Annotated in this window: 24 protein-coding genes and 1 pseudogene; 12 read left to right on the top strand and 13 right to left on the bottom strand. The window is 52.3% G+C overall.

Translation table 11 applies throughout. The features are described from left to right. Positions 1-36: 36 nt before the first annotated feature. From SPHFLASMR4Y_RS01945 to SPHFLASMR4Y_RS01970, 6 genes are read right to left on the bottom strand one after another with little or no spacing between them, the layout of a single operon-like run. Complete coding sequence (locus tag SPHFLASMR4Y_RS01945) at positions 37-912, bottom strand: DsbC family protein (protein ID WP_236554118.1); 876 nt, start codon at positions 910-912, stop codon at positions 37-39. After that, entirely contained in the window at positions 909-2,228 is a 1,320-nt protein-coding gene (locus tag SPHFLASMR4Y_RS01950) for a TrbI/VirB10 family protein (RefSeq protein WP_089132063.1), read from the bottom strand. The genes SPHFLASMR4Y_RS01945 and SPHFLASMR4Y_RS01950 overlap by 4 nt, the downstream gene beginning before the upstream one ends. Next, a complete protein-coding gene (locus tag SPHFLASMR4Y_RS01955) occupies positions 2,225-3,049 on the bottom strand; it encodes a type-F conjugative transfer system secretin TraK (RefSeq protein ID WP_089132064.1) in 825 nt (274 codons plus the stop codon). Before SPHFLASMR4Y_RS01955 ends, SPHFLASMR4Y_RS01950 begins: the two co-directional genes overlap by 4 nt. Beyond that, a complete protein-coding gene (locus SPHFLASMR4Y_RS01960) occupies positions 3,046-3,645 on the bottom strand; it encodes a type IV conjugative transfer system protein TraE (protein WP_089132065.1) in 600 nt (199 codons plus the stop codon). Before SPHFLASMR4Y_RS01960 ends, SPHFLASMR4Y_RS01955 begins: the two co-directional genes overlap by 4 nt. An 11-nt stretch (positions 3,646-3,656) precedes the next feature. Further along, a complete protein-coding gene (gene traL / locus SPHFLASMR4Y_RS01965; protein ID WP_089132066.1) occupies positions 3,657-3,944 on the bottom strand; it encodes a type IV conjugative transfer system protein TraL in 288 nt (95 codons plus the stop codon). Positions 3,945-3,974: 30 nt separating this feature from the next. Beyond that, positions 3,975-4,283 carry a TrbC/VirB2 family protein gene (locus SPHFLASMR4Y_RS01970; protein WP_089132067.1) on the bottom strand — a complete coding sequence of 103 codons (309 nt, stop codon included), beginning with the start codon at positions 4,281-4,283 and terminating at the stop codon, positions 3,975-3,977. A gap of 361 nt (positions 4,284-4,644) precedes the next feature. On the opposite strand from SPHFLASMR4Y_RS01970, the gene SPHFLASMR4Y_RS01975 reads away from it, so the two are divergent. Both SPHFLASMR4Y_RS01975 and SPHFLASMR4Y_RS01980 read left to right on the top strand, forming a co-directional pair. Then, positions 4,645-5,136 (top strand): hypothetical protein, encoded by a 492-nt coding sequence (locus SPHFLASMR4Y_RS01975; RefSeq protein ID WP_089134614.1) that lies wholly within the window; start codon positions 4,645-4,647, stop codon positions 5,134-5,136. Continuing rightward, positions 5,129-5,356, top strand: coding sequence for a helix-turn-helix transcriptional regulator (locus tag SPHFLASMR4Y_RS01980; protein WP_089134615.1), 228 nt, complete (start codon positions 5,129-5,131; stop codon positions 5,354-5,356). The genes SPHFLASMR4Y_RS01975 and SPHFLASMR4Y_RS01980 overlap by 8 nt, the downstream gene beginning before the upstream one ends. Positions 5,357-5,504: 148 nt before the next feature. On the opposite strand, the pseudogene SPHFLASMR4Y_RS01985 reads toward SPHFLASMR4Y_RS01980, so the two are convergent. Next, positions 5,505-5,864 (bottom strand): annotated as a pseudogene (locus tag SPHFLASMR4Y_RS01985) (transposase); the annotation flags it as partial. Positions 5,865-5,990: 126 nt separating this feature from the next. Further along, on the bottom strand, positions 5,991-6,965 hold the full coding sequence (locus tag SPHFLASMR4Y_RS01990; RefSeq protein ID WP_089132068.1) for an AraC family transcriptional regulator: 975 nt from the start codon (positions 6,963-6,965) through the stop codon (positions 5,991-5,993). 99 nt (positions 6,966-7,064) lie between these two features. On the opposite strand from SPHFLASMR4Y_RS01990, the gene SPHFLASMR4Y_RS01995 reads away from it, so the two are divergent. Next, complete coding sequence (locus SPHFLASMR4Y_RS01995) at positions 7,065-8,258, top strand: alkane 1-monooxygenase (protein WP_089132069.1); 1,194 nt, start codon at positions 7,065-7,067, stop codon at positions 8,256-8,258. A 137-nt stretch (positions 8,259-8,395) separates the two neighbouring features. On the opposite strand, the gene SPHFLASMR4Y_RS02000 is transcribed toward SPHFLASMR4Y_RS01995, so the two are convergent. The 4 genes from SPHFLASMR4Y_RS02000 to SPHFLASMR4Y_RS02015 all read right to left on the bottom strand — a co-directional run bounded on the left by SPHFLASMR4Y_RS02000 (position 8,396) and on the right by SPHFLASMR4Y_RS02015 (position 12,664). Beyond that, complete coding sequence (locus SPHFLASMR4Y_RS02000) at positions 8,396-9,451, bottom strand: IS5 family transposase (protein WP_089132070.1); 1,056 nt, start codon at positions 9,449-9,451, stop codon at positions 8,396-8,398. A 121-nt stretch (positions 9,452-9,572) separates the two neighbouring features. After that, positions 9,573-10,244 carry a TetR/AcrR family transcriptional regulator gene (locus SPHFLASMR4Y_RS02005; protein WP_089132071.1) on the bottom strand — a complete coding sequence of 224 codons (672 nt, stop codon included), beginning with the start codon at positions 10,242-10,244 and terminating at the stop codon, positions 9,573-9,575. A gap of 1 nt (position 10,245) precedes the next feature. Further along, positions 10,246-11,493 (bottom strand): cytochrome P450, encoded by a 1,248-nt coding sequence (locus tag SPHFLASMR4Y_RS02010; protein ID WP_089132072.1) that lies wholly within the window; start codon positions 11,491-11,493, stop codon positions 10,246-10,248. 559 nt (positions 11,494-12,052) lie between these two features. Further along, positions 12,053-12,664, bottom strand: coding sequence for a TetR/AcrR family transcriptional regulator (locus SPHFLASMR4Y_RS02015; protein WP_159647809.1), 612 nt, complete (start codon positions 12,662-12,664; stop codon positions 12,053-12,055). Positions 12,665-12,831: 167 nt separating this feature from the next. Here SPHFLASMR4Y_RS02015 and SPHFLASMR4Y_RS02020 point away from each other — a divergent pair, with 167 nt between their 5' ends. The 6 genes from SPHFLASMR4Y_RS02020 (at position 12,832) to SPHFLASMR4Y_RS02040 (ending at position 19,790) form a co-directional block, all read left to right on the top strand. Further along, positions 12,832-14,088: a cytochrome P450 gene (locus SPHFLASMR4Y_RS02020; protein WP_313906756.1), complete on the top strand. Its 1,257-nt coding sequence runs from the start codon at positions 12,832-12,834 to the stop codon at positions 14,086-14,088. Between the two features lie 16 nt (positions 14,089-14,104). After that, positions 14,105-14,428, top strand: a complete 324-nt coding sequence (locus tag SPHFLASMR4Y_RS02025) for a 2Fe-2S iron-sulfur cluster-binding protein (RefSeq protein ID WP_089132075.1) — start codon at positions 14,105-14,107, stop codon at positions 14,426-14,428. Between the two features lie 10 nt (positions 14,429-14,438). Next, a complete protein-coding gene (locus tag SPHFLASMR4Y_RS02030) occupies positions 14,439-16,049 on the top strand; it encodes a GMC family oxidoreductase (protein WP_236554120.1) in 1,611 nt (536 codons plus the stop codon). Between the two features lie 29 nt (positions 16,050-16,078). Beyond that, positions 16,079-17,911, top strand: a complete 1,833-nt coding sequence (locus tag SPHFLASMR4Y_RS02035) for a TonB-dependent receptor (RefSeq protein ID WP_260807036.1) — start codon at positions 16,079-16,081, stop codon at positions 17,909-17,911. Further along, positions 17,824-18,651, top strand: coding sequence for a TonB-dependent receptor domain-containing protein (locus SPHFLASMR4Y_RS17305; RefSeq protein WP_260807134.1), 828 nt, complete (start codon positions 17,824-17,826; stop codon positions 18,649-18,651). The genes SPHFLASMR4Y_RS02035 and SPHFLASMR4Y_RS17305 overlap by 88 nt, the downstream gene beginning before the upstream one ends. Positions 18,652-18,947: 296 nt before the next feature. Beyond that, positions 18,948-19,790: an acyl-CoA thioesterase domain-containing protein gene (locus SPHFLASMR4Y_RS02040; protein ID WP_145955437.1), complete on the top strand. Its 843-nt coding sequence runs from the start codon at positions 18,948-18,950 to the stop codon at positions 19,788-19,790. 177 nt (positions 19,791-19,967) lie between these two features. On the opposite strand, the gene SPHFLASMR4Y_RS02045 is transcribed toward SPHFLASMR4Y_RS02040, so the two are convergent. Beyond that, positions 19,968-20,441, bottom strand: coding sequence for a MarR family winged helix-turn-helix transcriptional regulator (locus SPHFLASMR4Y_RS02045; RefSeq protein ID WP_236554121.1), 474 nt, complete (start codon positions 20,439-20,441; stop codon positions 19,968-19,970). Between the two features lie 97 nt (positions 20,442-20,538). On the opposite strand from SPHFLASMR4Y_RS02045, the gene SPHFLASMR4Y_RS02050 reads away from it, so the two are divergent. The 3 genes from SPHFLASMR4Y_RS02050 to SPHFLASMR4Y_RS02060 are packed head-to-tail and all read left to right on the top strand — an operon-like array spanning position 20,539 to position 22,919. Then, positions 20,539-21,402: an alpha/beta fold hydrolase gene (locus tag SPHFLASMR4Y_RS02050; RefSeq protein WP_236554122.1), complete on the top strand. Its 864-nt coding sequence runs from the start codon at positions 20,539-20,541 to the stop codon at positions 21,400-21,402. Continuing rightward, on the top strand, positions 21,399-21,800 hold the full coding sequence (locus SPHFLASMR4Y_RS02055) for a hotdog fold thioesterase (RefSeq protein ID WP_089132078.1): 402 nt from the start codon (positions 21,399-21,401) through the stop codon (positions 21,798-21,800). The genes SPHFLASMR4Y_RS02050 and SPHFLASMR4Y_RS02055 overlap by 4 nt, the downstream gene beginning before the upstream one ends. Next, the gene (locus SPHFLASMR4Y_RS02060) at positions 21,801-22,919 is read left to right on the top strand and encodes an efflux RND transporter periplasmic adaptor subunit (protein ID WP_089132079.1); all 1,119 of its coding nucleotides are present in this window, start codon (positions 21,801-21,803) and stop codon (positions 22,917-22,919) included. It abuts the gene before it with no gap. The last annotated feature ends 3 nt before the right edge of the window (positions 22,920-22,922 follow it).

Consider the following 22,922-nt stretch of genomic DNA (forward strand, 5'->3'; position numbering starts at 1 on the left):
AAAACGCAAACAAGCCCAATGGAAAGCGCGCGCGCGTCATTTTGCACCTTTTGCATTTGAGCCAAGGAACGCGCGGATTTCGGCAGCGCTGCGATACCCTTCGAGCACCGCGCCGTCACTTGCGCGCACCATGACCGGCGTCCCGGAAAAACCGTGGCTGCTTGCAAAGGCCTCATTGGCATCGAGACCCGATGTGTCGCATGATTTTTGTGGTTTTGGCGTTTCGCCGGAATAGGCTTGATGCAGCGCCTTTGCAGGATCACGCGAACAAATCACCGCTTCGGCCAGTCTCCGGCTCTTCTCGCCAAAAATCGAAATGGGCCGCTCTTCGACGCGCACGCGTGCTTTTTTGAGTTCAGCCGTCAGCCGCTTGCAATAGCTGCAATTGAAATCCGAAAAGACGATGAGTTTGGGGCCGGATTTGGCCCCCCAATGGATGGCTCCCAATGGCTTTAAGTCTGCGACGGGAACTTTGGATGCGCGTTCTTTAGCTGGCTGTTTTGAGGCCGTTGGTCCACTGTCATTTGCACGCGCGGAACCTGCGACCAGCAGCTGCGGATTAAGCTCCAGCAGTTTGGCCGCCGTCAGGTCGGCCCGGCTTTCCATGTCGTACAGACGGCCGACAAATAGGTAGCGCGCGCGTTCATCAATATAGAATAATGTCTTTTCGGATACGACTTCGCACAGGCCGCCAAAGCCCTTGCAGGTGAGGCTGGTAATGGGTGTTTTTGGCAGGCGCAGTGCGATTGCCGTTCTGACATCCTCGAGTACAGCAGCGGCATTGGCTGGAGCCGAGATGAAGCTGGCTGCAACAAGGCCCGAAACCATCCCGCCGCTTGCGACGGCAAGCGTAATGGCGGCGGCCCGAGACTTGAAACTCCGTATCTCGGTTTTGAAATTGGAAAAGATCACTTTTTTTCACTCCTTACATGGACGCCGTCGAGAAAGACGATCTCGACATCGATGCCGGTCGGCATCTCGACGACAGGTTGATATTGTTCGGCTCGTTCGATGAGATATTTGGAAACTGTATCGGCGGCATCGCCAGCGCCCTGACCAAGGCCGCCGGTCAATATGTCCGCGCCCGAAAGGCTATCGCGTTTCCCGTCCGCGCCAATCTGACCGGAAAATATGCCGTTGGCATTGGCGGAAAAGCCGCGCCCAAACCCGCCGACAATCCCGGCAAGCAGGGCTTGACTGACAAGATTGCCTTCGCGGCTGACAACGCGGCCGCGCACGCCGGATTTACCGGCAAAGCTGATAAAGCCTTTAACCTCGCTGACGGCGACCCGCCCGCCGGGCTGATCGCAGGTCATACGCGCAAGCTTCACATAAACTTTTTCAGCCGAGAGATCGCCGCGAGCCGCGCCGTTGACGATGCATCCAGTGATATTTGTCGTAAGCAATTTGCCGTTTTTGACCACCGAACGGGCAGGGCCGGTAATCCTGAGTACCACCGGCAAGGGGTCGCTCTGACTGGCAACCCCGACCGAGGCATCAACGCCAACAATAACTTTTGCCGGTGCATAGCTATTGGGTGGTAGATATTCCGGGCTGTCTTCAACCAGCAGCGGTGATGTTTCAGATGTGCGCTTCTTGGAAGATTTTGATCCCTGCTCGGTGCTTCCGAAATTGAGTATTTTGACTGCGCCGGATGGAGAACCACCAGGCGTGATTTCTGTACCATCGGGTGATCCAAGCGATGACGACTGGCGGTTAAAATCGCTTGCCTGCGGCCCATAGGTCGGCGGTGTCGCCAGCGGCGGTGTTGCGGCTTTCTCTTCCAGCTGCGTCTTTAGACCCGCGTTTTCCGCAGAGATCGCATCGATAGCCGCTTGCCCGTTGGTGCGCATTTCGCTGTTCTCAAGCCGAAGAGCTTCAATCTTATCTTCTATCTCGCGTGTAGGGAGCTGCGCTTCCTTGAGAGCCTTTTGATCCTGGGTAAGTTTATTAAGCCGGTTTTCATAAGCCGCGACAAACTCGCGCTGGGAAAGATTGCGGTTGACCAGACTGCCAGCATCAATGGTCACTATGCCGCTTTCTTGCGTACCTTTTTCATCGCCATCACCTGCAAACAGAAACCAACCGCCTGCGATCAGCGCGAGACTGCCAATACCGGCGAGCAGCATATTTTGCCGGCGCGCGATCTTCTTGTTGAGGCCGACGCGCGCATGTCCGGGTTCTGCCTCTATGTCCGGAATTTGGGTTGCCGTTTTGACGTCGCTCATTGGTCTGCCCCCCGGGTCGCGGTGACAACAAAGGCCGATGTGCTTGTTCCGGCTTTCAGTGTGTTTTGGGCAAAGGAAATTGCGCGCGCGGATTTTGGTGCGAGCTCTTCTTCATTGAGCTCGACTGCTATTTTTCCGCGATTGGTGAGAATGAACTGCTGCGCGTTGTAATTAGCTCCGCGATATTCCGCGATGAGCTGGACTTCGATGGATCCGGTTCGAACCGGGCGCGTCATCCGCTGGCGCACGCTATAACCGGGAGGCGCTTTCCCCTCCGCCACCGCTTTGACCAAAGCGATGATGGTCTGCTCTTCGCTTCTTTCGTTTTCCCAAGTCTCCGCCTCCGGTTTTGCAAGGGCGGGATTGGTTATAAAAAGCTGATGCGCTTCAACAGGGGCCGTGTGGCAGGCAAATTTATAGACAAAACCCTGTTTGCTGGTGGCGAAGAAACTAACGCTGTCGCTGGCGAAGCTGGGCGGTACGGAAATATAGATATCGCCGCGCACCGGTTCATGGGTCACCCCGAAATCATTATAGGGATAGCCCGAAGCGATTTTTGAAACGCTGGAAAATTCGTCACCAACCAGCGCTATGCGCGTGAGTTCATCGCGCGATAATGTGCAGTCAATCTTTGCATTGTCCGCCGCCTCGATAAACTGGTCCGCCAAAGCGGGTGATGCGCTGACCGAAAGTGCGGTAATAAGTAATGCCAAGCCAAGAGTTTTGAACCCTGTATCGGGAAGCCGCGTAACGCCCCAGCTGATGCTCGCCATGCCGCCGCCCACAAGACAGGCGGGCAGGGATGTTAATATGCTGCTCATAACGAGGCATCCTTTTCGATTGATTTTTGCTGAATTTGTTGATCGCGCTCGGTTGGGACCTGCGCAAAACCGGTCAGCGCAAGCCGAAGGCCTGAGTAGGTCCAGCTAAAGATAAATTTGCGCTCCTCGCTGGCGATTACCTGCGCGCCGACAAACGTCTTGAGCGTTCCGGTCACTTCAGACTTGAGTTCTTTCGGATCGATGACGAGCGAACGGATGACAAACGCCTGGGCAATATCGGAGCCGCGTTGTTCGGAAACGATTTGGACCAATTCTGATTTGAGGCGGCCATGGGCACTGGGATCGGCTAGCTTGAGAATCTGTTCCATCCAGTAATCAAGCCCTTCAGGGCTACGGTTGAGCAGCATGAGAGCGGTATCTCGGGTGACGAGCTCCAAATATTCATGGGACACGCCTGCGCTCGATAAAGTCAGCGATTGTCCGGTCACAGGTACCAGCACGATTTCACGTGACTGCATTGATCCAGCTGCAATGGCGGCCAGACTGGTGACCGCTAGCCCTGCGGCTGCGAGCGCAAGCCAGTTGCGTTGCCGGAGCAGACGCTGCGCCGATTGATGTGCTATTTGTGCTTCCATCTTCTCCTCCTTCAACCGGCCAGAAGTCGGCAATAGGAGGGCGGCGTCGCTTTCAATCCCAGAAATGATCCGGGCAGATACCAGTAGACAGCATGAAGGAGCTGCGCGTTCGCACCGCCAGATTTTGCTTTTCGAAGGGCAAACCAGGCGACAAATGCTAGTGCGATTCCTACAAAAATATGCTGCGCTAATATGCCCCAGGCGAACGGGATGATCAGGCCAAGAAACTCGTCGATCGTCCAAAATCCGATGAGTTCGGGATCATCAAGCCGCCGGGGCAAAAGATATCTGTCAGCCATTTGTGCCGCCCTCCTTGCCGGTCGCAGTCGTTAAATGACTGCCGTGACAACAGAGGTGACGATGGGAACGCCGGTCCCGACGCCGATACCGACGCCTACGGGTACCGCGATTTGCCCCAATGAAAAGCGTCCGGATGCAAGACCAATAAGCCCCGCAGCCAGACTGAGAACGGTAATGATCTTGCCACCAGAACCTTCTAGAAAGTCAGTAAATTTTGCTAGCGCAGGATCAAAGGTATTGTCCGCGCCTGCATAGGCAGCCGTTGCACAGAGAAGCGCTATAGCTGCTGGAATGAGATAATCGGATGCGCGCCGGTGTGTTTGAGAAATATTGGTCATGGAAAATCACTTTCGCTTGAGAAACATGAAACAGCATGTGTTCGCTGTATGTTCTAAGTGCGCGATTGACCCGCCTGTAGGAAAACAGGAAATGGGAAAATAGGTGCCTTCCAAGCAAAAAGCGACATTCTGGATGGCAAATGGGCATAGCCGAACAGCGATTGCGCTAATCTGCCCGGAACTGTTCAGGCCAGCACAGCTGCTGCGCTAGTTTGAACAGAAGATGTTTTCAGCTGAACAGGAAATACGAATCGAGTGATTCGAAACTTCCTATTTGTTCTTTTTATGTTCTTTTCATTTTCCTACAGGTGCGCCTTCAAGATATCAGGTGATTCGTTCTCTTAAAGACAGGATGAATGACATGACTGAACTGAATAGAATTTCCGAAGCGCATATCAAAGCCGGCGTATCTATGCTGCTTAATCAGGCGGCCTCAACATCAGGCCGTTCTCAAGTGCGCATTGCGCGCGAGGCTGAAATTGACCGGGGCACGATGCGGCGTATCTTGGCCGGCAAACGCGAAGCTACGGTAAGCGAAGCGTTGCGTATATTATATGGCACGGGCGCATCGCCGCATGCCCATTTGCTTCTTTATCTAGCTTCAGATCAGGACAAGGCATCACGCTGGATGCAAACGGATCTAGCCTTGTTTTTTGAAGAACTGGTTCGCCATTTGCCAGATGTCCTAGAAACCCAGCTTGGTGATCACCTCCACGGTGTCAAACCGCATTGGGCGAAGGGGACTGCTCAACGCGTCGCGCGACTGCTCGCTGAGCACATGGACGACCTCGCCCGGAAGGATACGCTTCTGGGCGATGGCTTCGATCGCGCACATGGAGGCGGATATGCTTGATATTGAGCCAAATAAACTGCCAGATCCGCCTGCGGCACGTTTGCTCCGTCTGAAAGAAGTCCAGCACCGTGTCGGACTAGGACGATCAACCATCTATCGCTGGATGGACGATGGGAAATTTCCTAGGCCTCATTCAATAGGCGGTTACAGCGTCAGGTGGCTAGAAAGCGATATTAACGGATGGATCACCTCAAAGACATCGCTCGACGCTACAAGCTAGAACTTTCGGAATTCCACAAATTTTTTTCCGTCGGATACTAAACGCGTTGTGTCGCTCACAAATAAACTGGATGGAGCAAACAGCGTGAACGATACAGTTGCTATAACATGTTTTGAGCACGCTGCCATTCATAGCAGTGACGCGTGCTGTCAAACTGATGGAACAGGCCTTCAATCGCTCCCGCTTTGACCAGCGCCTTGCGGTACAGCCATAGCGTCTTGGCATTGGGCACCGCGTCCTCAAGGCCAAGGCCAACAAACCGTATGAAGGAGAGCCGGTCCCGCAGCTGATATTCCATCGCATCGTCCGACAAATTGTAGAGCGCCTGCAACACCAAGGCCTTGAAGATCAGCACTTCATCCCAAGGCTTGCGGCCCGCCGCATTCTTGCGATCATCCGCCATTTTGCGCAGACCGCTTTTCACCAGGGCCGCCTTCAGATTCACGCGGAACAGCTCAAACGGCACCGCTACCAATATCGCCACCAAAGGATCAGACTTTGCGTCCAGACCTTAATGCCGCTGCTGCAAATCAAAAAATCCCGGCTGGCCCATGATCCAAGTTCCCTCGCTGCATCAGCATCCTTGAACCGGATTTCAATCCCCAAGGGAAGGGCCCATTTCTCGACGTGGCCATCAAATGTCGAACCACCGTCTGCACGCACGGCTAAAACTGGTCCGGTCGGTATAGCCCAATGCTTCCGATATGGCCTCTTTCGACATTTTATCTTGCCCCAACATTTTTGTTGCTCGTTCTTTCAGATGATCATCCAACATCGTTCGAAATGAAGTTTGATTTGCCGTGAGCTTCCTGACGAGAGAGCGCCGCGAGAGACCGAGTTCATCTGCGACAAATTGTGCGCTGGGTCTTATGTGGTTTTGACTAGAGAGCAGACGTCTTACATCCTCAACAATCCAGTTGTGATGTGACAATTGCTCGGTTTCGGATTGCAGTTGTTCGACAGTGTTCTTGAAAAGCAAAGGGTCATGAAAGGGCAGTACCAAGGAGCAAGTTTCGTTTGTGAAGGTCATGGTGAATTGGGTGCCGCCAAATTGAGTTGGGACACCGAACGCATCTTCCAATGACTGTTTGTGCTGAAACGTTCGATTTGGCATTTCGAAAGTAACACCACTCAGCCTATCGTCGGTGATTTGATTAAGGATTGCGGTGGTGCTCAGCATAATGAACTCGGCTAGTGCCTGCCAGACTGAATCTTCCATTGAAACGGAGGGCTGAATTTTTAACGCGGTGGTTTTGGACCATACGTTTTTATTTATAACCGCGAACGGTGCCCTTACTCGGCCAAAACGCGCAAAGACATTAAGCGCATCCCCCAATGTCCTAGCACTACGCGCCGCAACATCGATGGTTCCATGCATTTGACTTCGCCATGCAAATGATGCTTCAATCGGCCATTCTGGACCCACCTGCTTATTGAGAGCTTCAATCAACGCAAATAACGACTGAATGTCGGTTTGGGCAATGCCGGAATTTGTTTCTAGTTTTGCCAGATCCAGCGAAATAGCATCATCGTCTAGCACGTCCCTATATTGCCGAATCAACGCATTGACGTAAGTTGCTGGGATACGAAGATGGGCACCTGCTGACATGGTTGGCGCAAAATGCCACGAATTTGGCGCAATGGGAACTATATTCGTCTGCGACGCTCTTCTATTTGCAAAACTCAATTGGGGAAAAAGGGACGAGCCATGAATATGTTTATAGCCACTGCGAAAGATGGGTCTGAAATTCGATACAAGGATGGAAAACGTTTCCTTTATCTTTGGTCCATGTTTTTCCCCCTTGTTCCGGCGATAGCTGCGGCTCTCTATTTTACCCAGATCGGAGTGTGGTCCACTTTTATCCCGCTGATATACCTATATGTTTTTGTTCCGATAGTGGATGCGATCATTGGTGAAGATGGTCACAATCCGCCGGACGAAGTCATCTCGGCGATGGCAGCTGATCGTTTTTATAGTTGGATGGTTAGAGCTACCGTTCCATTTTTGTGGCTCAGCTTTATCGCAACCGCTATGCTGGTTGGCACACAGGAGCTCCCTTGGTGGTCCATAATAGCTTTGGTTGTCGGCGTCGGTTCGGTAAGCGGTAATTCGATCACTATTGGTCATGAGCTTGGACATAAAAGCAACAAACTCGATCAAAAGCTCGCCATGTGGGCCAACGCAGTTATCGGTTATGCCCATTTTCGCGTGGAACATAATCATGGGCATCATATGCTGGTGTCAACTCCTGAAGATCCTGCCAGTTCACGTATGGGTGAATCGATTTATCGCTTCGTCCTGCGCGAAATTCCTGGTGCCTTGAAAAATGGTTGGTCAACGGAAGCAACGCGCCTCAATAAAAAAGGAAAGTCGTCTTTTTCACTGGACAATGAGATCTTGCAGGGCTGGATGATCACTCTAGCGGCAACGGTGATCCTAACCGCACATCTGGGTTGGATGATTGCTCCATTCATTCTTGTCCACCATATATTTGGATGGTACGGGCTAACTCAAGCCAACTATGTAGAGCATTATGGTTTACTGCGCCAGAAACACGAAAATGGTCGCTATGAAACATGTCAGCCACATCATTCCTGGAATACCAATCATATCTTTTCCAATTTAATGACCTTTCATTTACAACGGCATTCTGACCATCATGCTAATCCGATGCGCCCTTATCAAACGTTGCGAGATTTTGCCGATTTGCCTCGTTTGCCGAGTGGCTATCCCGGAATGTTTTTACTGGCAGCGATCCCGCCTCTATTCTTCAGAGTGATGGACCCCAAAGTAATGGAATGGGCCGACGGCGACCTCAGTAAAGTCAATATCTTGTCAGACAAGAAAAATCGATTGGAACAACAATGGAATAAGGTAACAGAGGCGCCAACGCCAACCTGATTGTGGGCCACCTCGAACAATACCGATTTCCGGCTGATATAGCGATTTGATATCCTCACTGGGCCAGAAGTCGGATCATTTTGGGTTTCCCCCAGCCTGTTTTGGGTTGATGCAGCCTGTCTTTCTGGCCTTTGGCCTCAGGTAGCGACGATTGCCGCCCGTTCGAGCACGACCAGACGGCGCATGTTGTAAGCCAGATTTTGCATCCCGATCTTCGTAGTCGCCCGCAGGATGCCGATGGTGCGCACGAACTTGCCGCCCATGCTGTGCTGGCATCCGAACACATGTTCGACCCGCACACGCACTTTTGAGCGGGTCTTGTTGGCGGCTTCTTGGGCGCTGGTGAGCGGTTTGCCCCGTGATCCGCGCCGATGGATGTGGCTGGTCAGGCCGCGCTCGGCGAGCACCGCTTCACTAGCCTCGCTGCGGTAAGCGCTATCGGCCCAGACCCCGCTGGCAGTGTTTGCACGATCAAGCACATCATCCAGCTTCTGACTGTCATGCACCGAGGCGCTGCTGACGGCGTAGCGCCGCACCAGCTTGTGGCGGCGATCAACGTTGATGTGGTTCTTGTATCCAAAATGCGACTTGCCATGCTTCCTGGTCCTGCGCGCATCCTTGTCCTTCTGGCGGTTCTTGGCGGGGTGCGCCTCCCATCCCGCCGGGGTCCCGCCCGCTTTGATCTTCGCATTATCGTCACGCGAGCCCCGCTGATGCGGGGCAGGCACGATGGCGGCATCAATAATCTGACCGCCCATAGCCAGATAGCCTTGGTCCTTGAGATAGTTGTCAAACAAGTGAAACAGCTTGTCCACCGCCTTCGCTTGGGTCAGCGCCTCGCGGTAAAGCCATAATGTCTTGGCATCGGGCACCGCATCCTCCAGGCCGAGCCCGGCAAAACGCATGAATGAAAGCCGGTCGCGAAGCTGATATTCCATCGCATCATCCGACAGATTATAGAGCGCCTGAAGCACCAATATCTTGAAAATCAGAACCTCCTCCCAGGGTTTGCGCCCTGCGGCACTTTTGCGGTCCCCATCCGCCTTGCGCAAACCGCCTTTGACAAGCGCACGCTGAAGCTTCCCCCGGAACAACTCAAAGGGTACTGCCGCTGCTATCGCCACCAACGGATCACCCGCCGCGTCCAGACCTTCATAACGGCGGCTCAAATCAAAAAATCCTGGCTGACCCATGGTGTGAAATCCTTCCTCAGTTCAAATCTACTGAATCAGAAAATCGGCGCACACGAAAGGGTAATTTTCGAGGTGGCCTCAAGTTTGTGACCGCTGTGATGGTCCCGTTTTGCTAGCGCAGCTATTCCAAAACTTTTCCAATGGTCTTGCCCATCGCTTCTCTCTCAACTTCCATCCGGTCAATGAACCGTCGTAGCCGGAGCACCGTTTCTGGCAGCAGGCGATATTCGAACAAAGTCAGATGCCGGAGCAATGTATTGCGTATCGCGCCGCCGCCCTCCTGAATTGGATCGCCCATCTCACGGAAATATTCAAGACCGTAGCGCAGGATGATGGTCACGTTGATAGCGAGGTCGGCCAATCGGTCCTTGGGCCAGTCGAGCAGGCCGGCCGCGACAAATCCTGCTAGATAGGTTTGAAACTGCCGATGGGTCCGCTCGGTCCAGCCGCGCACGCCCTGCTGCACGATCTCATCATGCTCGCCGTAATCCGCTTGGTCGCGGTAAAGAAAACGATATTCGTGAAGCTCGTCAATAATAGCCTGTAACAGGGCGGTATATTCATCAACGATATCCGCTTCGCCGGTCGGCGCGCGCGACAGGCGCTTTTCGATATCCTGCGCGAACTTCTCGCTGATAGCGCGGAGGATCGCACGCTTGGCTTTGAAATGATACCAGAGATTGCCCTCCGAAATGCCGAGATGATACGCGAGCGTCGCACTGGAAACATTGCCATAACCGTTTCGGTTGTATAGCCGCCTCGCCTCCATCACGATCCGGTCGCGGGTTTTCAATTCAGTAATTCTCCAGCTTGACCATCATCTTCTTGTATCCGTGCACAAAACAGGCCGGGACGCGCTCTGGCTCTTCAAGCACATCCACCCGTAGTCGCCGCTTAGCCATTTCCTCCAGCAACACGTGCAGTTGCAACTCAGCAACCCGCGCGCCAACGCAGCGGTGGATACCATAGCCAAAGGACAAGTGTCGCCGCGCGTTTTCGCGATCAACGCGGATGCTGTCGGGATCGTCAAACACGCTCTCATCGCGATTGGCAGAGATATACCAGAGCACAACTTTGTCGCCCTTTTTCATCTGCACGCCTTCGAACTCGGTGTCTTCCATCACCGTCCGGCGCATATGGGAGAGCGGTGTCTGCCAGCGGATCAGCTCACTCACCGCATTGGGGATAAGAGACGGATCAACTTCCAGCTTGGCACGTTCTTCCGGGAACTGGCTTAGACCATAAGCATAGGCGCTCATCGAATTGCGCGTAGTGTCATTGCCGCCAACGATCAGCAGAATGAGATTACCGATAAACTCTTCCTGGCTCATCTCGCTCATCGCGTCCGATTGCATCATTACCGAGATCAGGTCTTTGCCCGGTTCACCGGCTGCCTTGCGTTGCCAGAGTTCGGCGAAGGCACCTGCCATTTCCATCGCAATCTTATTGCGCCGCGCAATCCCGCCCTCCTGATGGACCAGCTCGACATCGCCCAGCATGTTTGACCAATAGGTCAGTTTGTCGCGTTCTTCCCAAGGAAAATCAAACAGCTTCGCAAGCATGCCGGTGGTCAGTTCGATAGATAGCTTCTCAACCCAGTCAAACGGTTCTCCAATGGGAAGAGAATCCAGAACTTCTGCTGTGCGTTGGCGCACTTCGTCCTGCATTGTCTTGACCTCGCTGGGGCCAAAGGCTGGAGCAATTGTCCGGCGCTGGGCTGTATGCTGTGGCGGGTCCATAGCTATAAATTGCGGCTGGCGAAACTCGTCCGGCAGAAGGCGATCCGGATAAAATGCTATCGAAATACCGCCATATTCAAACGAAGAAGAGAAAATTTTCGGCAGCGCCTCGATGTGGACAATAGGCTTGTAGGTGGAGACCGACCAATAGGGACCGAATTTTGAATCTGGGACATATTGGATAGGTGCATTTGCGCGCAGTTTGCGGAACGGCTCCTGCCAGCGGTCCTCTGTGTAAAGTTCAGCCAGCGAAACGTCGATTGGATCAAATACAGTTTTTTCAGGTGCCAGTGTTGTTGCCATTTACTTTCTCCTCCTCAATCGCTGCTGCGACTCTCCATGTTTAGGGTTATGACCCTATTTTTTTAGTTTGGCAATCTAGCTCTGCGGCTTTGATCCTAATTTTGGGGCGCGATTACTGCGACGGCTGTGCGCTTCAATACTTATTCGGCTCCATATTCTGCTTCCTAGTGACTGTTACCCAGTACGAGAAGTTATTCGGCCGTCCGCGTTCAACCAGGATAGTTTGGTAGGCAAACGCCCACAAATGCGTGGTGATTTCAACTGATCGTCATAACAATCTAATCTTTTGAAAGAAGATGGGGCGTTGAAGATGAAACAGAGTCAGCGGATATATTTACCGACTTTCAGAAGTACGAGATATGGGATCGTTGGCAGCGCGGGGAGTCGATAAGCTCGAGTGGTCGCGGGGTTGACCGGTTTCCTCATCGATTTGTCCCTTTTTGTCGCGCACTGACGGCATTCATCCACCAAAGTAGAAGCGATCCAGATTAGGTCTTACGCTTGCTGAGCGCGAAGCGATTTCCGGTTCAATTCGCCCATCTTCATCCCAAAACTATGATCAAGGCTTTCCGATGTTCATCAAGCTCTGTATAAATTGATCCATGTAAATCGCTAGATCCCGGTTGGGGACTTTGGCAAACTGCATTAGTGCGAGAGTATGTCCGCCGCCTATGAACAATCTGGCCGCTGCTTTCACATTGAGATTTTCGCTCAGTATACCTTCACGTTTGCCACGCGAAAAAACCGGTCGAGCAATCGAGTGTAGCTTGTCCAACAAAGTAAGATATCGGGGCCATACGCCAGCGCGAACACCGGTGCTCCAGTCTAGCCAAACTTTAATGATATCAGATTTCGTGGTCGCGTCGTTGGCAAATCGGGTTGCTAGCGTCGTAAGCGCTTCTTCCACGGATTTTTTCCCACCAAGCGAATCAGTGACGAGTTTGATCAGGTAGTTTTCTACTTCGTCGAGCACCGCTGACTCCAGATCCTCCCGTGATCTAAAATAGGAGTGCACGGTTGGTATCGCAACTCCGGCCAGCTTCGCGACGTGAGAATGAGTGGCACGAGCGACACCGTTCTCCGCAAAGGCTTGGAGCGCGCAGAGTGTCAATTGTTTGCGCCTCTCGTCCGGCTTCAGGCGCCTTTTCCCCAATTCGTGTTTGTATTTCAATATACTAGGCTCCTGATTGATGGCCGGCATCACCGCTTAAATCCGAGCGCGCTTGTGTGCCGGTCATCAAAAAAAATCGCAACAGATTTTCCTTGTTGACATTATACTCACTTATAACTGATACTATACTCAATAAAAATCATATATCATCAGAGAGGATGGCCAGCATGACACGAACCGGCACTGAAGCTGCGTATGCGATACCACTTGATAAAATCGACGTAAGCTCACCAGCGCTTTTCAAGGACGATTCGGCTGGCACCTATTTTGAACGTCTGCGCAAAGAAGACCCTGTCCACTATTGCGCTGAGAGTGCTTACGGGCCCTATTGGTCGATCACCAAATATAAAGACATCATGCATGTTGATACCCATCATGACATCTTTTCGTCGGCGGCAGGCTTCGGCGGCATCATCATCGATGACAATATTCAAAAAGGTGGTGGTGAAGAGGGGCTTGACCTTCCTAATTTCATTGCGATGGACCGACCGCGCCATGACGAACAGCGAAAAGCCGTCAGCCCCATCGTAGCTCCCGGTAACCTTGCTCTTCTGGAAAGCACCATTCGCGAGCGTGTCGGGGCCGTATTGGATAGCCTGCCAATAGATGAAGAATTTGACTGGGTTGATCGGGTCTCGATCGAAATTACCACCCAGATGCTGGCCACTCTCTTTGATTTTCCGTTTGAAGATCGTCGTAAGCTGACTCGCTGGTCGGATGTGACCACAGCTGCACCTGGCGGGGGCGTCGTTGATTCATGGGCGCAGCGCAAAGATGAATTAATGGAATGTGCGCAATGTTTTCAGACGCTTTGGAATGAACGGGTAAACGAGGATCCAGGCAATGACCTTATTTCAATGTTGGCCCATTCCCCGGCGACCCGAAACATGACACCGGAAGAATATCTCGGCAACGTGCTGCTGCTGATTGTGGGCGGCAATGACACAACGCGAAATTCGATGACGGGTGGGGTTCTTGCGCTGCATCAGAACCCGGACCAGATGGCCAAATTGAGGGCCTCTCCAGCGCTAATTGAAAGCATGGTGCCGGAAATTATCCGCTGGCAGACACCCTTGGCGCACATGCGGCGTACAGCAAAGGAAGATTCGGTTGTTGGCGGTAAAACCATCCGCAAAGGTGACAAAGTCGTCATGTGGTATTTTTCGGGAAATCGTGATGATGAAGTCATTGATCGGCCTGACGCGTTTATCATCGATCGCCCGAACCCTCGCCAGCATTTATCCTTCGGGTTCGGCATCCACCGATGCGTTGGTAATCGGCTTGCCGAAATGCAACTGCGAATTTTGTGGGAGGAAATACTCAATCGCTTCGACCGCATTGAAGTGATCGGTGAGCCCGAACGTGTTCAGTCGAATTTTGTCCGAGGTTACACCAAAATGATGGTCCGCGTTCACGCGCGATAAGAGTGAAGGAATACCAATGCCATTAGTAAAGTTTATTACCGCTCAAGGTGACGACCATCTTGTCAATGTAAATGCCAATTCATCAGTCATGGAGGCAGCCCGAGACAACGGAGTCCCGGGCATCGATGGCGATTGCGGCGGATGTGCAGCTTGCGGCACCTGCCATGTTCATATCGACGCGGCGTGGATTGAAAAAACCGGTCACGCTTCGGACGGCAGTGAGAGCGATATGCTCGAATTTGTGGAAGGAGCCGATGAATATAGCCGTCTGGCCTGCCAAATATCGATTACGGAAGAGCTTGACGGACTGATCGTTCGCCTGCCTCTCGCGCAGCATTGATTTTATATCAATGACCGGCTCGATGAGGAAAAATGTTTTCGACTATATAATCGTTGGGGCAGGTTCAGGCGGATGCGTGGTGGCTAACCGTCTTTCAGCGAACCCGGCGATACAGGTCTGCTTGATTGAAGCTGGCGGAGATGACGATCAGATGCTGGTCAACGTGCCGCTTGGCATGGCCGCCATGTTGCCAACCAAAATCAATAATTACGGCTATCAAACTGTTCCACAGCCGGGACTCAATGGCCGAAAAGGTTATCAACCGCGTGGCCGTGTTCTTGGTGGATCAAGCTCGATCAATGCGATGTGCTATATCCGCGGCCAAGCCGAGGATTATGACGCTTGGGCGGCGGACAGTGCGCCGGGCTGGTCCTATGATGATGTGCTGCCTTATTTCAAGATGTCGGAATGCAATGAACGCGGTGAAGATCAATATCACGGCGTGTCGGGACCGCTTAACGTAGCAGATCACCGTTCACCCAACCCGGTTACCGATCTCTTCATCGAGGCTGCAGCGGAACAACAACACAAAACAACAAACGATTTTAACGGAGCTGAACAAGAAGGCGTTGGGCGTTATCAGGTAAACCAAAAGGATGGCCGGCGTTGGAGTGTAGCGCGCGGGTATCTGCGACCAATCCTTGATCGACCGAACCTTACGGTGATGACACGAACAAAGGCGCTTCGCATTATATTGGATGGTGAACGAGCGACGGGCCTGGAGGTGCTTTGCAACAAACGGTCTATGACACTTGGCGCTGATGCCGGCGTTGTGCTGACGAGCGGTGCGTTCGGTACGCCGCACCTTCTGATGGTATCGGGCGTTGGGCCGGAGTCCGAACTGCGACGCCATTCTATACCCGTCCGGTTGAACATACCGGGAATTGGCCAGAATCTTCAGGACCATCCTGATCATGTCACGGTATATCGCGCCAAAAGTCCTGATTTATTTGCTGTCAGCCCTGGCGGTGTCGCGCGTATTGGTGCGTCGATTCCCGACTATATCCGTAATGGTCGTGGTCCGCTTACCAGCAACGCGGCGGAAGGCGGTGCTTTTCTATCCACCAAAGGTCGTGGCAATCGACCAGATGTCCAGATGCACTTCGTCCACGGCATTATTGATGATCATTCTCGCAAGATCCATTTGGGCGGAGGGATGAGCTGCCATGTTTGCGTGCTGCGACCCGAGAGCAGGGGTTCCGTGACACTCGGTTCGGCCGACCCTCTTGCCGCTCCTGTCATCGATCCAAATTTTCTCGCAACAGATGGTGATATTAAAACCCTGTTGTCCGGCTTCAAGCTGGTGCGCGATATTATGGAATCAGACGCGCTTAAGTCCATTCGCGGCACTGAGCTTTTTACAAAGGGCATGAGCGGAGATTCAGAACTCATTGATGCGATAAGGGCGCGCGCAGATACAGTCTATCACCCGGTTGGGACATGCCGGATGGGGAATGATGAAACCGCTGTGTGTGACGAAAAATTAAAGGTTCGCGGCATTCAAAATATCTGGATCGCCGATGCCTCCGTTATGCCCAATCTAATATCCGGCAACACCAATGCCCCGGTAGCGATGATCGCCGAGCGCGCTGCAGAGTTTATTCTGGAAAACCAAAAATAAAAAAAGTCCGAAAAATAGGGAGGAAGAACATGAACAAAACATATTTGGCTGGAGGTTGCGCGTTATTTGTATTGCAAATAGCTCTATCAGGAACTGCCTTGGCCCAAACCAAAGAACAAGATACCAGTGGTTTTGAGGTAATTGTTGTGACTGCGCAAAAGCGGTCACAAGCGCTTCAAGATGTTCCCGTCGCTGTGTCCGCATTGACGGCAAAGGAACTGGAATCTCGCGGCGTAGATGAAACATCAGATTTGCAAGGATTTGTACCAAGTCTTCAGATCACCACGCCTTATGGCCGCACCCAACCGAACTTCGCACTGCGCGGCGTTTCAGTGGCTAATGAATTTAATGCTTCAACCGCTTCGCCTGTCGGTGTGTATGTTGACGAAGTTTACCAGAGCTTCCGTGCCAGCCACGGTCAGCAGCTTTACGATCTGGAACGCGTTGAGGTGTTGCGTGGGCCGCAAGGAACGCTTTATGGGCGGAACACAACCGGCGGTGCCATCAGCTTTTTTTCAAACAAACCCGAACTTGTTGATACAACTGGAACGCTTTCGGTTGGCTACGGTAATTACGACACAAAGACAATCCAAGGTGCGATAGAAACAACTCTGGTTCCTGATGTGCTTGGTATCCGCTTTGCGGGAACCTTTGCCAAGGGCGATGGCTGGCAATTCAATCCCGTTCAGAACCGCGATACCGGCACGACAAATTCGATTGCTGGCCGCCTGTCGGTCCGTTTCAAACCAACTGATACACTTGATATCAACTTGAAGGGATATATTTCCCGGGACAATCCGGTTGCACCCAACCCGTATGCGTTCGGTCAATATGCAGAGGGCCGTGATGTTTTGGGTTATTCACGTTTCGATCCCGCCCAGAATGGGGGGCGCGCGCTAAACCGCGACGAGGTATCTGCCGATACGGGCGGAAACTACTACACTCTGTCGAAGGGTCTGGCGCTAAACGTCGCCTACGAGATTAGTGACAGCCTCTCGGTTACATCGATTACCGGTTATGATACTGGGAATTACAGCATTTCTCCGTTTGACTGTGACGGTTCACCGAATGACGTTTGCGCGATCCGTTTCAATTCAACGAGCAAAAATTTCAATCAGGATCTGCGCTTTGCTTACAAGGACGACCGTTTCAATCTGATCGCTGGACTTTATTATGGTGTAGATAAAATCAAAACGCGGAACGGGATCGATTTCTTTGGTGTTCTGGATCCAGTGTTGCGCAGTTTCGGCATTGGCGACTCGTTTTTTAACGCACCTGTTTCTGCACCTCAGGCTGCTGCGATTGTCCCGGCATTTTTGGTCAATCCAGCCCTTGACCCCACTCTTGCATCGAGCTGTGCACCGGTTGCAACCGGGAATCCCAACGGGTTCCTTGATGCGAGATCGCTTATTGCCCTCCAGACCGATATCCAGATTGATAATTCGGCTGGCGGCGGCTTCGGTGGAGCCCTTTCTGCTGCGTGTCGGGCAGCTGGCGCTCCCCCATTTGGACCAATAACCGGTGAACAGAATTTCACCGTCGAACGTCCTTCCGCTGCCATTTATGCTGATGCCAGTTATGATGTGACCAACGAACTGACGGTCAGTGTCGGCTTGCGTTACACCAAAGACAAAGTGAACTACCTCAACGGACGAACAGTGCTGGTTGATTTGGGGGAACCGAGCGAGCAAGTACGATTCCCTATACCTTCCCCTTCAACCCAAACCAACCTCCGCTTGAGCAACGCGAAAAAGAAAGCCGAGTCACGGGGCGGATCAATGTCAGTTATGATTTCACCGACGATGTGTTGGGATATGTCAATTTCAGCCGAGGATATCGCAGCGGCAGTTTTAATGGGTTAGCGTATCAGGGAACCGATCAGGTCTATTATGTTGAGCCGGAGCAGATAAACGCATATGAAGGCGGTCTGAAAACGCTCCTGTTTGATCGGCGCGTCCAGCTTAATTTAGCTGGCTTTTACTACGACTACAGCAACCATCAGGTCACTCAGGTGATTGGAGCGACGACGTTTGTTCGCAGCGCCAATGGCAAACTCTACGGCGGTGAGGCGGAACTCGCAATCATTGCTACCGATAACCTGCGCTTTGACGCATCGGTCAGCTTGTTGCGCAGTAAATATCAAGGAAATGTTGTCGATCCTACTGATCCTCGAAGCCCCACACGCAATGTAAACGGAAATCCGTTCCCCAACGCTCCACGCGAGACGTTTTCTGCAGGGTTCGACTGGGACGTTTTTGACACTGATTCAGGCAAGCTAAGTCTGCGCGGTGATGCTGCGTATACGGGAAAATATTTCTTCGATCCGTTTGGCGACTACGGCCAAACACCCTGTGATCGCCCAGGTGCACCTGGTAGCGTCCGTCCTGCAGGCCCGGCAATCACTTGCGGAAACCCGGGCTACTGGCTCGTCAATAGCCGGTTGACATATCAGAAGGATAATTTTTCAGCGAGCCTGTGGGCCAAGAACCTGACCAACAAGGTCTATTATAGCTACGGGTTGAACATAGACATCTTCGGACTCGATTATCTTAACCGGGGAACACCGCGCACATATGGCATCGAGGCAACGGTGAAGTTCTAACGTGCGGCGTGCTCAACGCTAAGAAACTTTCGGCAAGGCGAACCGGCGCTGCGTCGACCTCCGATTGTGGTCTTGGTAATTTAACATGACCAAATGACAAAGGGGATGTTGTTCAGGATTGTAAACGCAATCATTGGACCTCATCCCCTTAGATCATAATTACCTTGCACCGTTCGGGTTTTTGCGGACATCAGTTTTCGCGTCGCCGGCGAACGGAGCCCTTTGTTTGCAGTTTACGCCTAACTAAGGAATTTTGAGTATGCCTTGTTGAGTATGCCTTGTTGGAAGATAAATGGATGACTGCGCAATCTAAGCCAGATGAACAGACGGGTGAGAAAATGCGGGTTCGACTTGTAACCCCTTACCAATTGACGCTCGGTATGGAATTGCTGGAATGCAGCAGCGGGCGTTCGATCAGTCGAATGAAAGCCAATAGGCGGATTGCCAAAGCTCCGGGAAATCCAAACCTTGATCCGCTAGCACTCATGGGCTTTATGGACCAAGGATTGTCCCAATCGTTGCAAGGTTTGATTGGGACAGAAATCGGGATTTCAACTTTTGATTTGCGGATCGGACTTTTATCAGGATCTTCGATGGGAGATGAATTGACGTTGACCGCCGAAGCGGTGATGGTTGGTAAAGCATCTGCCACTGTAACAGGCAGTGTAACCAACTCGTCCCAAGATATCGTCGGAACAGCAACAGGCCTGTTTCGTTTGGGGAGCTTTCCGGGGGGTGCTCCGGCCGACTATAATTTGGTCGGTGATTTCGATCCTCAAGCAATGCCCGGACCGATGAGCACCAGTTTGGGCTTATCGGGCGCACCAGGCTCGCCACAAATTGCTGCAGGAAACCGGGCCGTTTTGGGCTGGGAGAGCGGAAATATTGTCCATGGCGGCGCCGTTGCTGCGGCGCTGATGGCTGCATGCCAGGGCCGAGTGGCAGGCGGTGAAAGTTCGATCGGCCAGCAGCTAGAGTCAATTGACATTCGTTATTTGCGTCCAGCCGTAGGTTCGCGCGATCTATTCACGCACAGCTGTTTTGAACGTGAAGGCAAAGCCGCGAGCTTTGTCCGCGCCACCTGTTTTCATGAATCAGAGAAACCACTAGCCACGGCGATAGCAACTTTTGTGCGCTAGCGCATATTTGATTGGTGTCCCGGCAGGTATCAACGGTATAATTCACCGTCCGATAATTATTAAATTAATTGGCCTGGACTGCAAAAAAAAGGGAGCGAGTGGCCCCAGCCACTCGCTCCAGCTGATCCAACGGGAGAGAAGGATCAGAACTCGCTAAAATTTTGGGAGATTAAACACTCAACATTCCCTTAGATTCCCAACCATTTTTTCCATCGCGGTTCGGATGATGGCCACGTCTGCGTTGGAAACGCCTTTGAACATCTTTTTATAAACGGCGTTAGCCTCTTTCCGAAGTTGTGGAATGATATCGATTACCTTTGGACGCAGGAATATCCGCCAGACGCGCCGGTCGCCTTCTGCGGACCGGCGTTCGACAAATCTCAGTTTTTCAAGATGATCAATCGTTAATCCGATCGTAGCGCGTTCCAGCTCAAGGCAATTTGCCAACTCGGTTTGCGTCATTCCCTCGGTCTTGATCAGATAGGCCAATGTTCTCCACTGTGTGCGGGACAAGCCGAACTGGGCAATCGATTCATCAAATGCCTTGCGCAGAACTCGGGGTACTTCCTCCAGCAAAAACGCAAACTCATCGGTCTCATTAAGGAACCCGTCTTGCGCGTTGGCACTCATTGTAGCTGTTTTGGTTGTCATGATAGTGACCATATCGTAAATTTAATATAATATAAAGCCCTTTACTGTCTATCACTATACAGCCTATAAAATCAGTATGGACCATGAAGAGAGTATCTTGGCCGGTCACAACGGCTTGCAGATCACGGCAAGCACGACTGGGCCAAAAACCGGCTTTCCGGTAATGCTTGCGCATGGTGGAGGGCAAACCCGTCATGCCTGGGTGAAGGTGCTGGACGAACTCGCAAATGCTGGCTACCGCGCGACGGCCATTGACATGCGTGGTCATGGGGACAGTGAATGGGCATCAGATGGCGCTTACGATATGCGCGATTTTGCGCGTGATCTTGTCGCTATTTCCAAGCAGCTTAGTAATCCTCCAGCGTTAGTGGGAGCGTCACTGGGCGGAATCGCGGGTATGATTGCGGCCGGTGAACTGGCTCCTGCAGGTTTTAGGTCGCTCACCTTGGTTGATATCGCGCCGAAGATGGAAGCCGTCGGGGTATCAAGAGTGGTCGGGTTCATGCAGGCCCACATGACAGATGGATTTTCCTCCCCAGAAGAAGCTGCCAAAATTATCGCCGAGTATATGCCACAGCGAGAGAAACGCACCGGCACAGGCAAGCTTGATCGATATTTACGCAAACGGGAAAACGGGCGATATTATTGGCATTGGGACCCCAATTTTATTCACCATGTGACGCACGCTCGGGACAACGCTGCCGAAGCAAAAGAGAATGGTTTCGACAGGTTAAGCGCTGCGGCTGCCAGGTTGACACTGCCGGTTCATCTCATACGCGGAGGTTCCAGCGACATGGTCTCTGAAGAAGCTGTGGCCCATTTCCAAACGCTGGTTCCTAGCGCGCTTTTAACCGACATTGCGGATGCTAGCCATATGGTCGTCGGTGACCGCAATGATGCGTTTTGTTCGGCGATAATCTCCTTTTTGAATGCGACCCACAATCGCGGTGCCGCAGCATGAAATATGATACGGAAAATCTTGCTGACGTAATGCAGATTGCGCCTTTCCATCGCTGGTTGGGTCTGAAAATTGTTCAGCAAAACAACGATCAACTGGAACTGGAAATGCCGTGGCGGGACGAACTCGTATCTAATCCCGTGATTGGAGCCGTGCACGGCGGCATATTGGCATCTCTGATCGATTTAACCGGGCTTTATGCGATTATTGCTGCAGGGGGCGTTGCCAGGGCGACCGTGGATCTGAGGGTAGATTATCATCGGGCAGCCACCAACGGCCCGCTTCGTGCAATTGGGCAGGTCGTGAAGCTAGGAAAAACCATAAGCACCGCAGACACCCGCATTTTAGATGATGATGATCGCTTGGTAGCCAGCGGGCGCGGGACATATTTGAGCACGTAAATGGGTGTCAAAAATATCATATTTCTCTTGTCTGTAGCCATGCTGGGCTTGGTTTCGGGCTGTGCGAACGACGATACTGCGAATGCCAATGATGATGACATTCAAACAAGCGCCGCATTCGAAGTAGACTTTCTGATAGCGAAGTCCGAACCTTTGGCCGATCCTGTCGAGGTTTTTGGAACGATTGCGGCCAAGCAGAGCAGCGCAATCGGCGCTCTCGTGGAAGGACCGCTTGAAACTATGTTTGTGACCGTCGGCGATAGGGTCAAAAAGGGCCAAGCGCTTTTCCAGATCAGGCAAGCAGATTATAAAAGACGGGTTGCGGAAGCATCCGCAGCGCTACGCCTGACGGAAGCGCAGGCGACACAGGCCCAGCGCCAACATGACCGCGTAATTGCGCTTTCCCCGCGAGGCTTTGTATCGAAAGCACAGGTCGAAAGGGTTGAAACAGACCTGGTCGTCGCGAAAGCGCAGGTATCTCAATCGCAATCGCTACTGGCCACGGCCAAACAGGCGCTGCGCGATACTGTTGCCCGCGCTCCATATAACGGCGTCGTTACAGCCAGATTGGTCGATGAGGGGTCCTATCTCAACAATCGCTTTTCGATGGGTGAACAATCTGCAGCCTTGCAACTACAGGAATTAGAAATAGTGGCAGCAATCGTCAGTGCTCCGCAGGCCCGGGTTGATGATTTCAAGCTCAACCAGAAGGCAAAAGTTTATATTGATGGCTTTGATGAGCCTTTCGACAGCTTTGTGTTCATCATCAATGACCGGGTTGACCCGGAATCCCGGACGGTCGAATTGCGATTGCCGATAAGAAACCCCAATTATCGAATCAGTAGCGGACTTGGCGTGCGCGCGCTTATCGAGACGCCGCCGGAATCCGCAATTATTCTTCCTAGATCAGCCGTGAAAGGTGATAGCGCAGCCGCATATATATTCCTGTTTGAGAAAGGCATCGCACGCCGAAGGGATGTAAAGGTCGAAAGCATAGATTTCGAACGGGTCAAGGTCACCCAGGGCGTCCGGACCGGCGAAAAAATCATCCAAAACCCACCATCCACTTTGCGCGATGGGCAAAAAGTAGAGCGCAAGCAAAGAAAGCCTGCACGGTAAGCT

It is taken from the genome of Sphingorhabdus sp. SMR4y, assembly GCF_002218195.1.
GTDB lineage: Bacteria > Pseudomonadota > Alphaproteobacteria > Sphingomonadales > Sphingomonadaceae > Parasphingorhabdus.

Excerpts from the sequence above, each read along its gene's own strand:
- SPHFLASMR4Y_RS02020 (WP_313906756.1), top strand. The coding sequence starts at position 12,832 with ATGACACGAACCGGCACTGAAGCTGCGTATGCGATACCACTTGATAAA.
- SPHFLASMR4Y_RS02040 (WP_145955437.1), top strand. The coding sequence starts at position 18,948 with ATGACTGCGCAATCTAAGCCAGATGAACAGACGGGTGAGAAAATGCGG.
- SPHFLASMR4Y_RS01970 (WP_089132067.1), bottom strand. The coding sequence starts at position 4,283 with ATGACCAATATTTCTCAAACACACCGGCGCGCATCCGATTATCTCATT.
- SPHFLASMR4Y_RS02025 (WP_089132075.1), top strand. The coding sequence starts at position 14,105 with ATGCCATTAGTAAAGTTTATTACCGCTCAAGGTGACGACCATCTTGTC.
- SPHFLASMR4Y_RS01975 (WP_089134614.1), top strand. The coding sequence starts at position 4,645 with ATGACTGAACTGAATAGAATTTCCGAAGCGCATATCAAAGCCGGCGTA.
- SPHFLASMR4Y_RS01990 (WP_089132068.1), bottom strand. The coding sequence starts at position 6,965 with ATGTCAGCAGGTGCCCATCTTCGTATCCCAGCAACTTACGTCAATGCG.
- SPHFLASMR4Y_RS01955 (WP_089132064.1), bottom strand. The coding sequence starts at position 3,049 with ATGAGCAGCATATTAACATCCCTGCCCGCCTGTCTTGTGGGCGGCGGC.
- SPHFLASMR4Y_RS02000 (WP_089132070.1), bottom strand. The coding sequence starts at position 9,451 with ATGGGTCAGCCAGGATTTTTTGATTTGAGCCGCCGTTATGAAGGTCTG.
- SPHFLASMR4Y_RS01960 (WP_089132065.1), bottom strand. The coding sequence starts at position 3,645 with ATGGAAGCACAAATAGCACATCAATCGGCGCAGCGTCTGCTCCGGCAA.
- SPHFLASMR4Y_RS02035 (WP_260807036.1), top strand. The coding sequence starts at position 16,079 with ATGAACAAAACATATTTGGCTGGAGGTTGCGCGTTATTTGTATTGCAA.
- SPHFLASMR4Y_RS01950 (WP_089132063.1), bottom strand. The coding sequence starts at position 2,228 with ATGAGCGACGTCAAAACGGCAACCCAAATTCCGGACATAGAGGCAGAA.
- SPHFLASMR4Y_RS02060 (WP_089132079.1), top strand. The coding sequence starts at position 21,801 with ATGGGTGTCAAAAATATCATATTTCTCTTGTCTGTAGCCATGCTGGGC.
- SPHFLASMR4Y_RS02010 (WP_089132072.1), bottom strand. The coding sequence starts at position 11,493 with ATGGCAACAACACTGGCACCTGAAAAAACTGTATTTGATCCAATCGAC.
- traL (WP_089132066.1), bottom strand. The coding sequence starts at position 3,944 with ATGGCTGACAGATATCTTTTGCCCCGGCGGCTTGATGATCCCGAACTC.
- SPHFLASMR4Y_RS02030 (WP_236554120.1), top strand. The coding sequence starts at position 14,439 with ATGACCGGCTCGATGAGGAAAAATGTTTTCGACTATATAATCGTTGGG.
- SPHFLASMR4Y_RS02045 (WP_236554121.1), bottom strand. The coding sequence starts at position 20,441 with ATGACAACCAAAACAGCTACAATGAGTGCCAACGCGCAAGACGGGTTC.
- SPHFLASMR4Y_RS01995 (WP_089132069.1), top strand. The coding sequence starts at position 7,065 with ATGAATATGTTTATAGCCACTGCGAAAGATGGGTCTGAAATTCGATAC.
- SPHFLASMR4Y_RS01980 (WP_089134615.1), top strand. The coding sequence starts at position 5,129 with ATGCTTGATATTGAGCCAAATAAACTGCCAGATCCGCCTGCGGCACGT.
- SPHFLASMR4Y_RS02055 (WP_089132078.1), top strand. The coding sequence starts at position 21,399 with ATGAAATATGATACGGAAAATCTTGCTGACGTAATGCAGATTGCGCCT.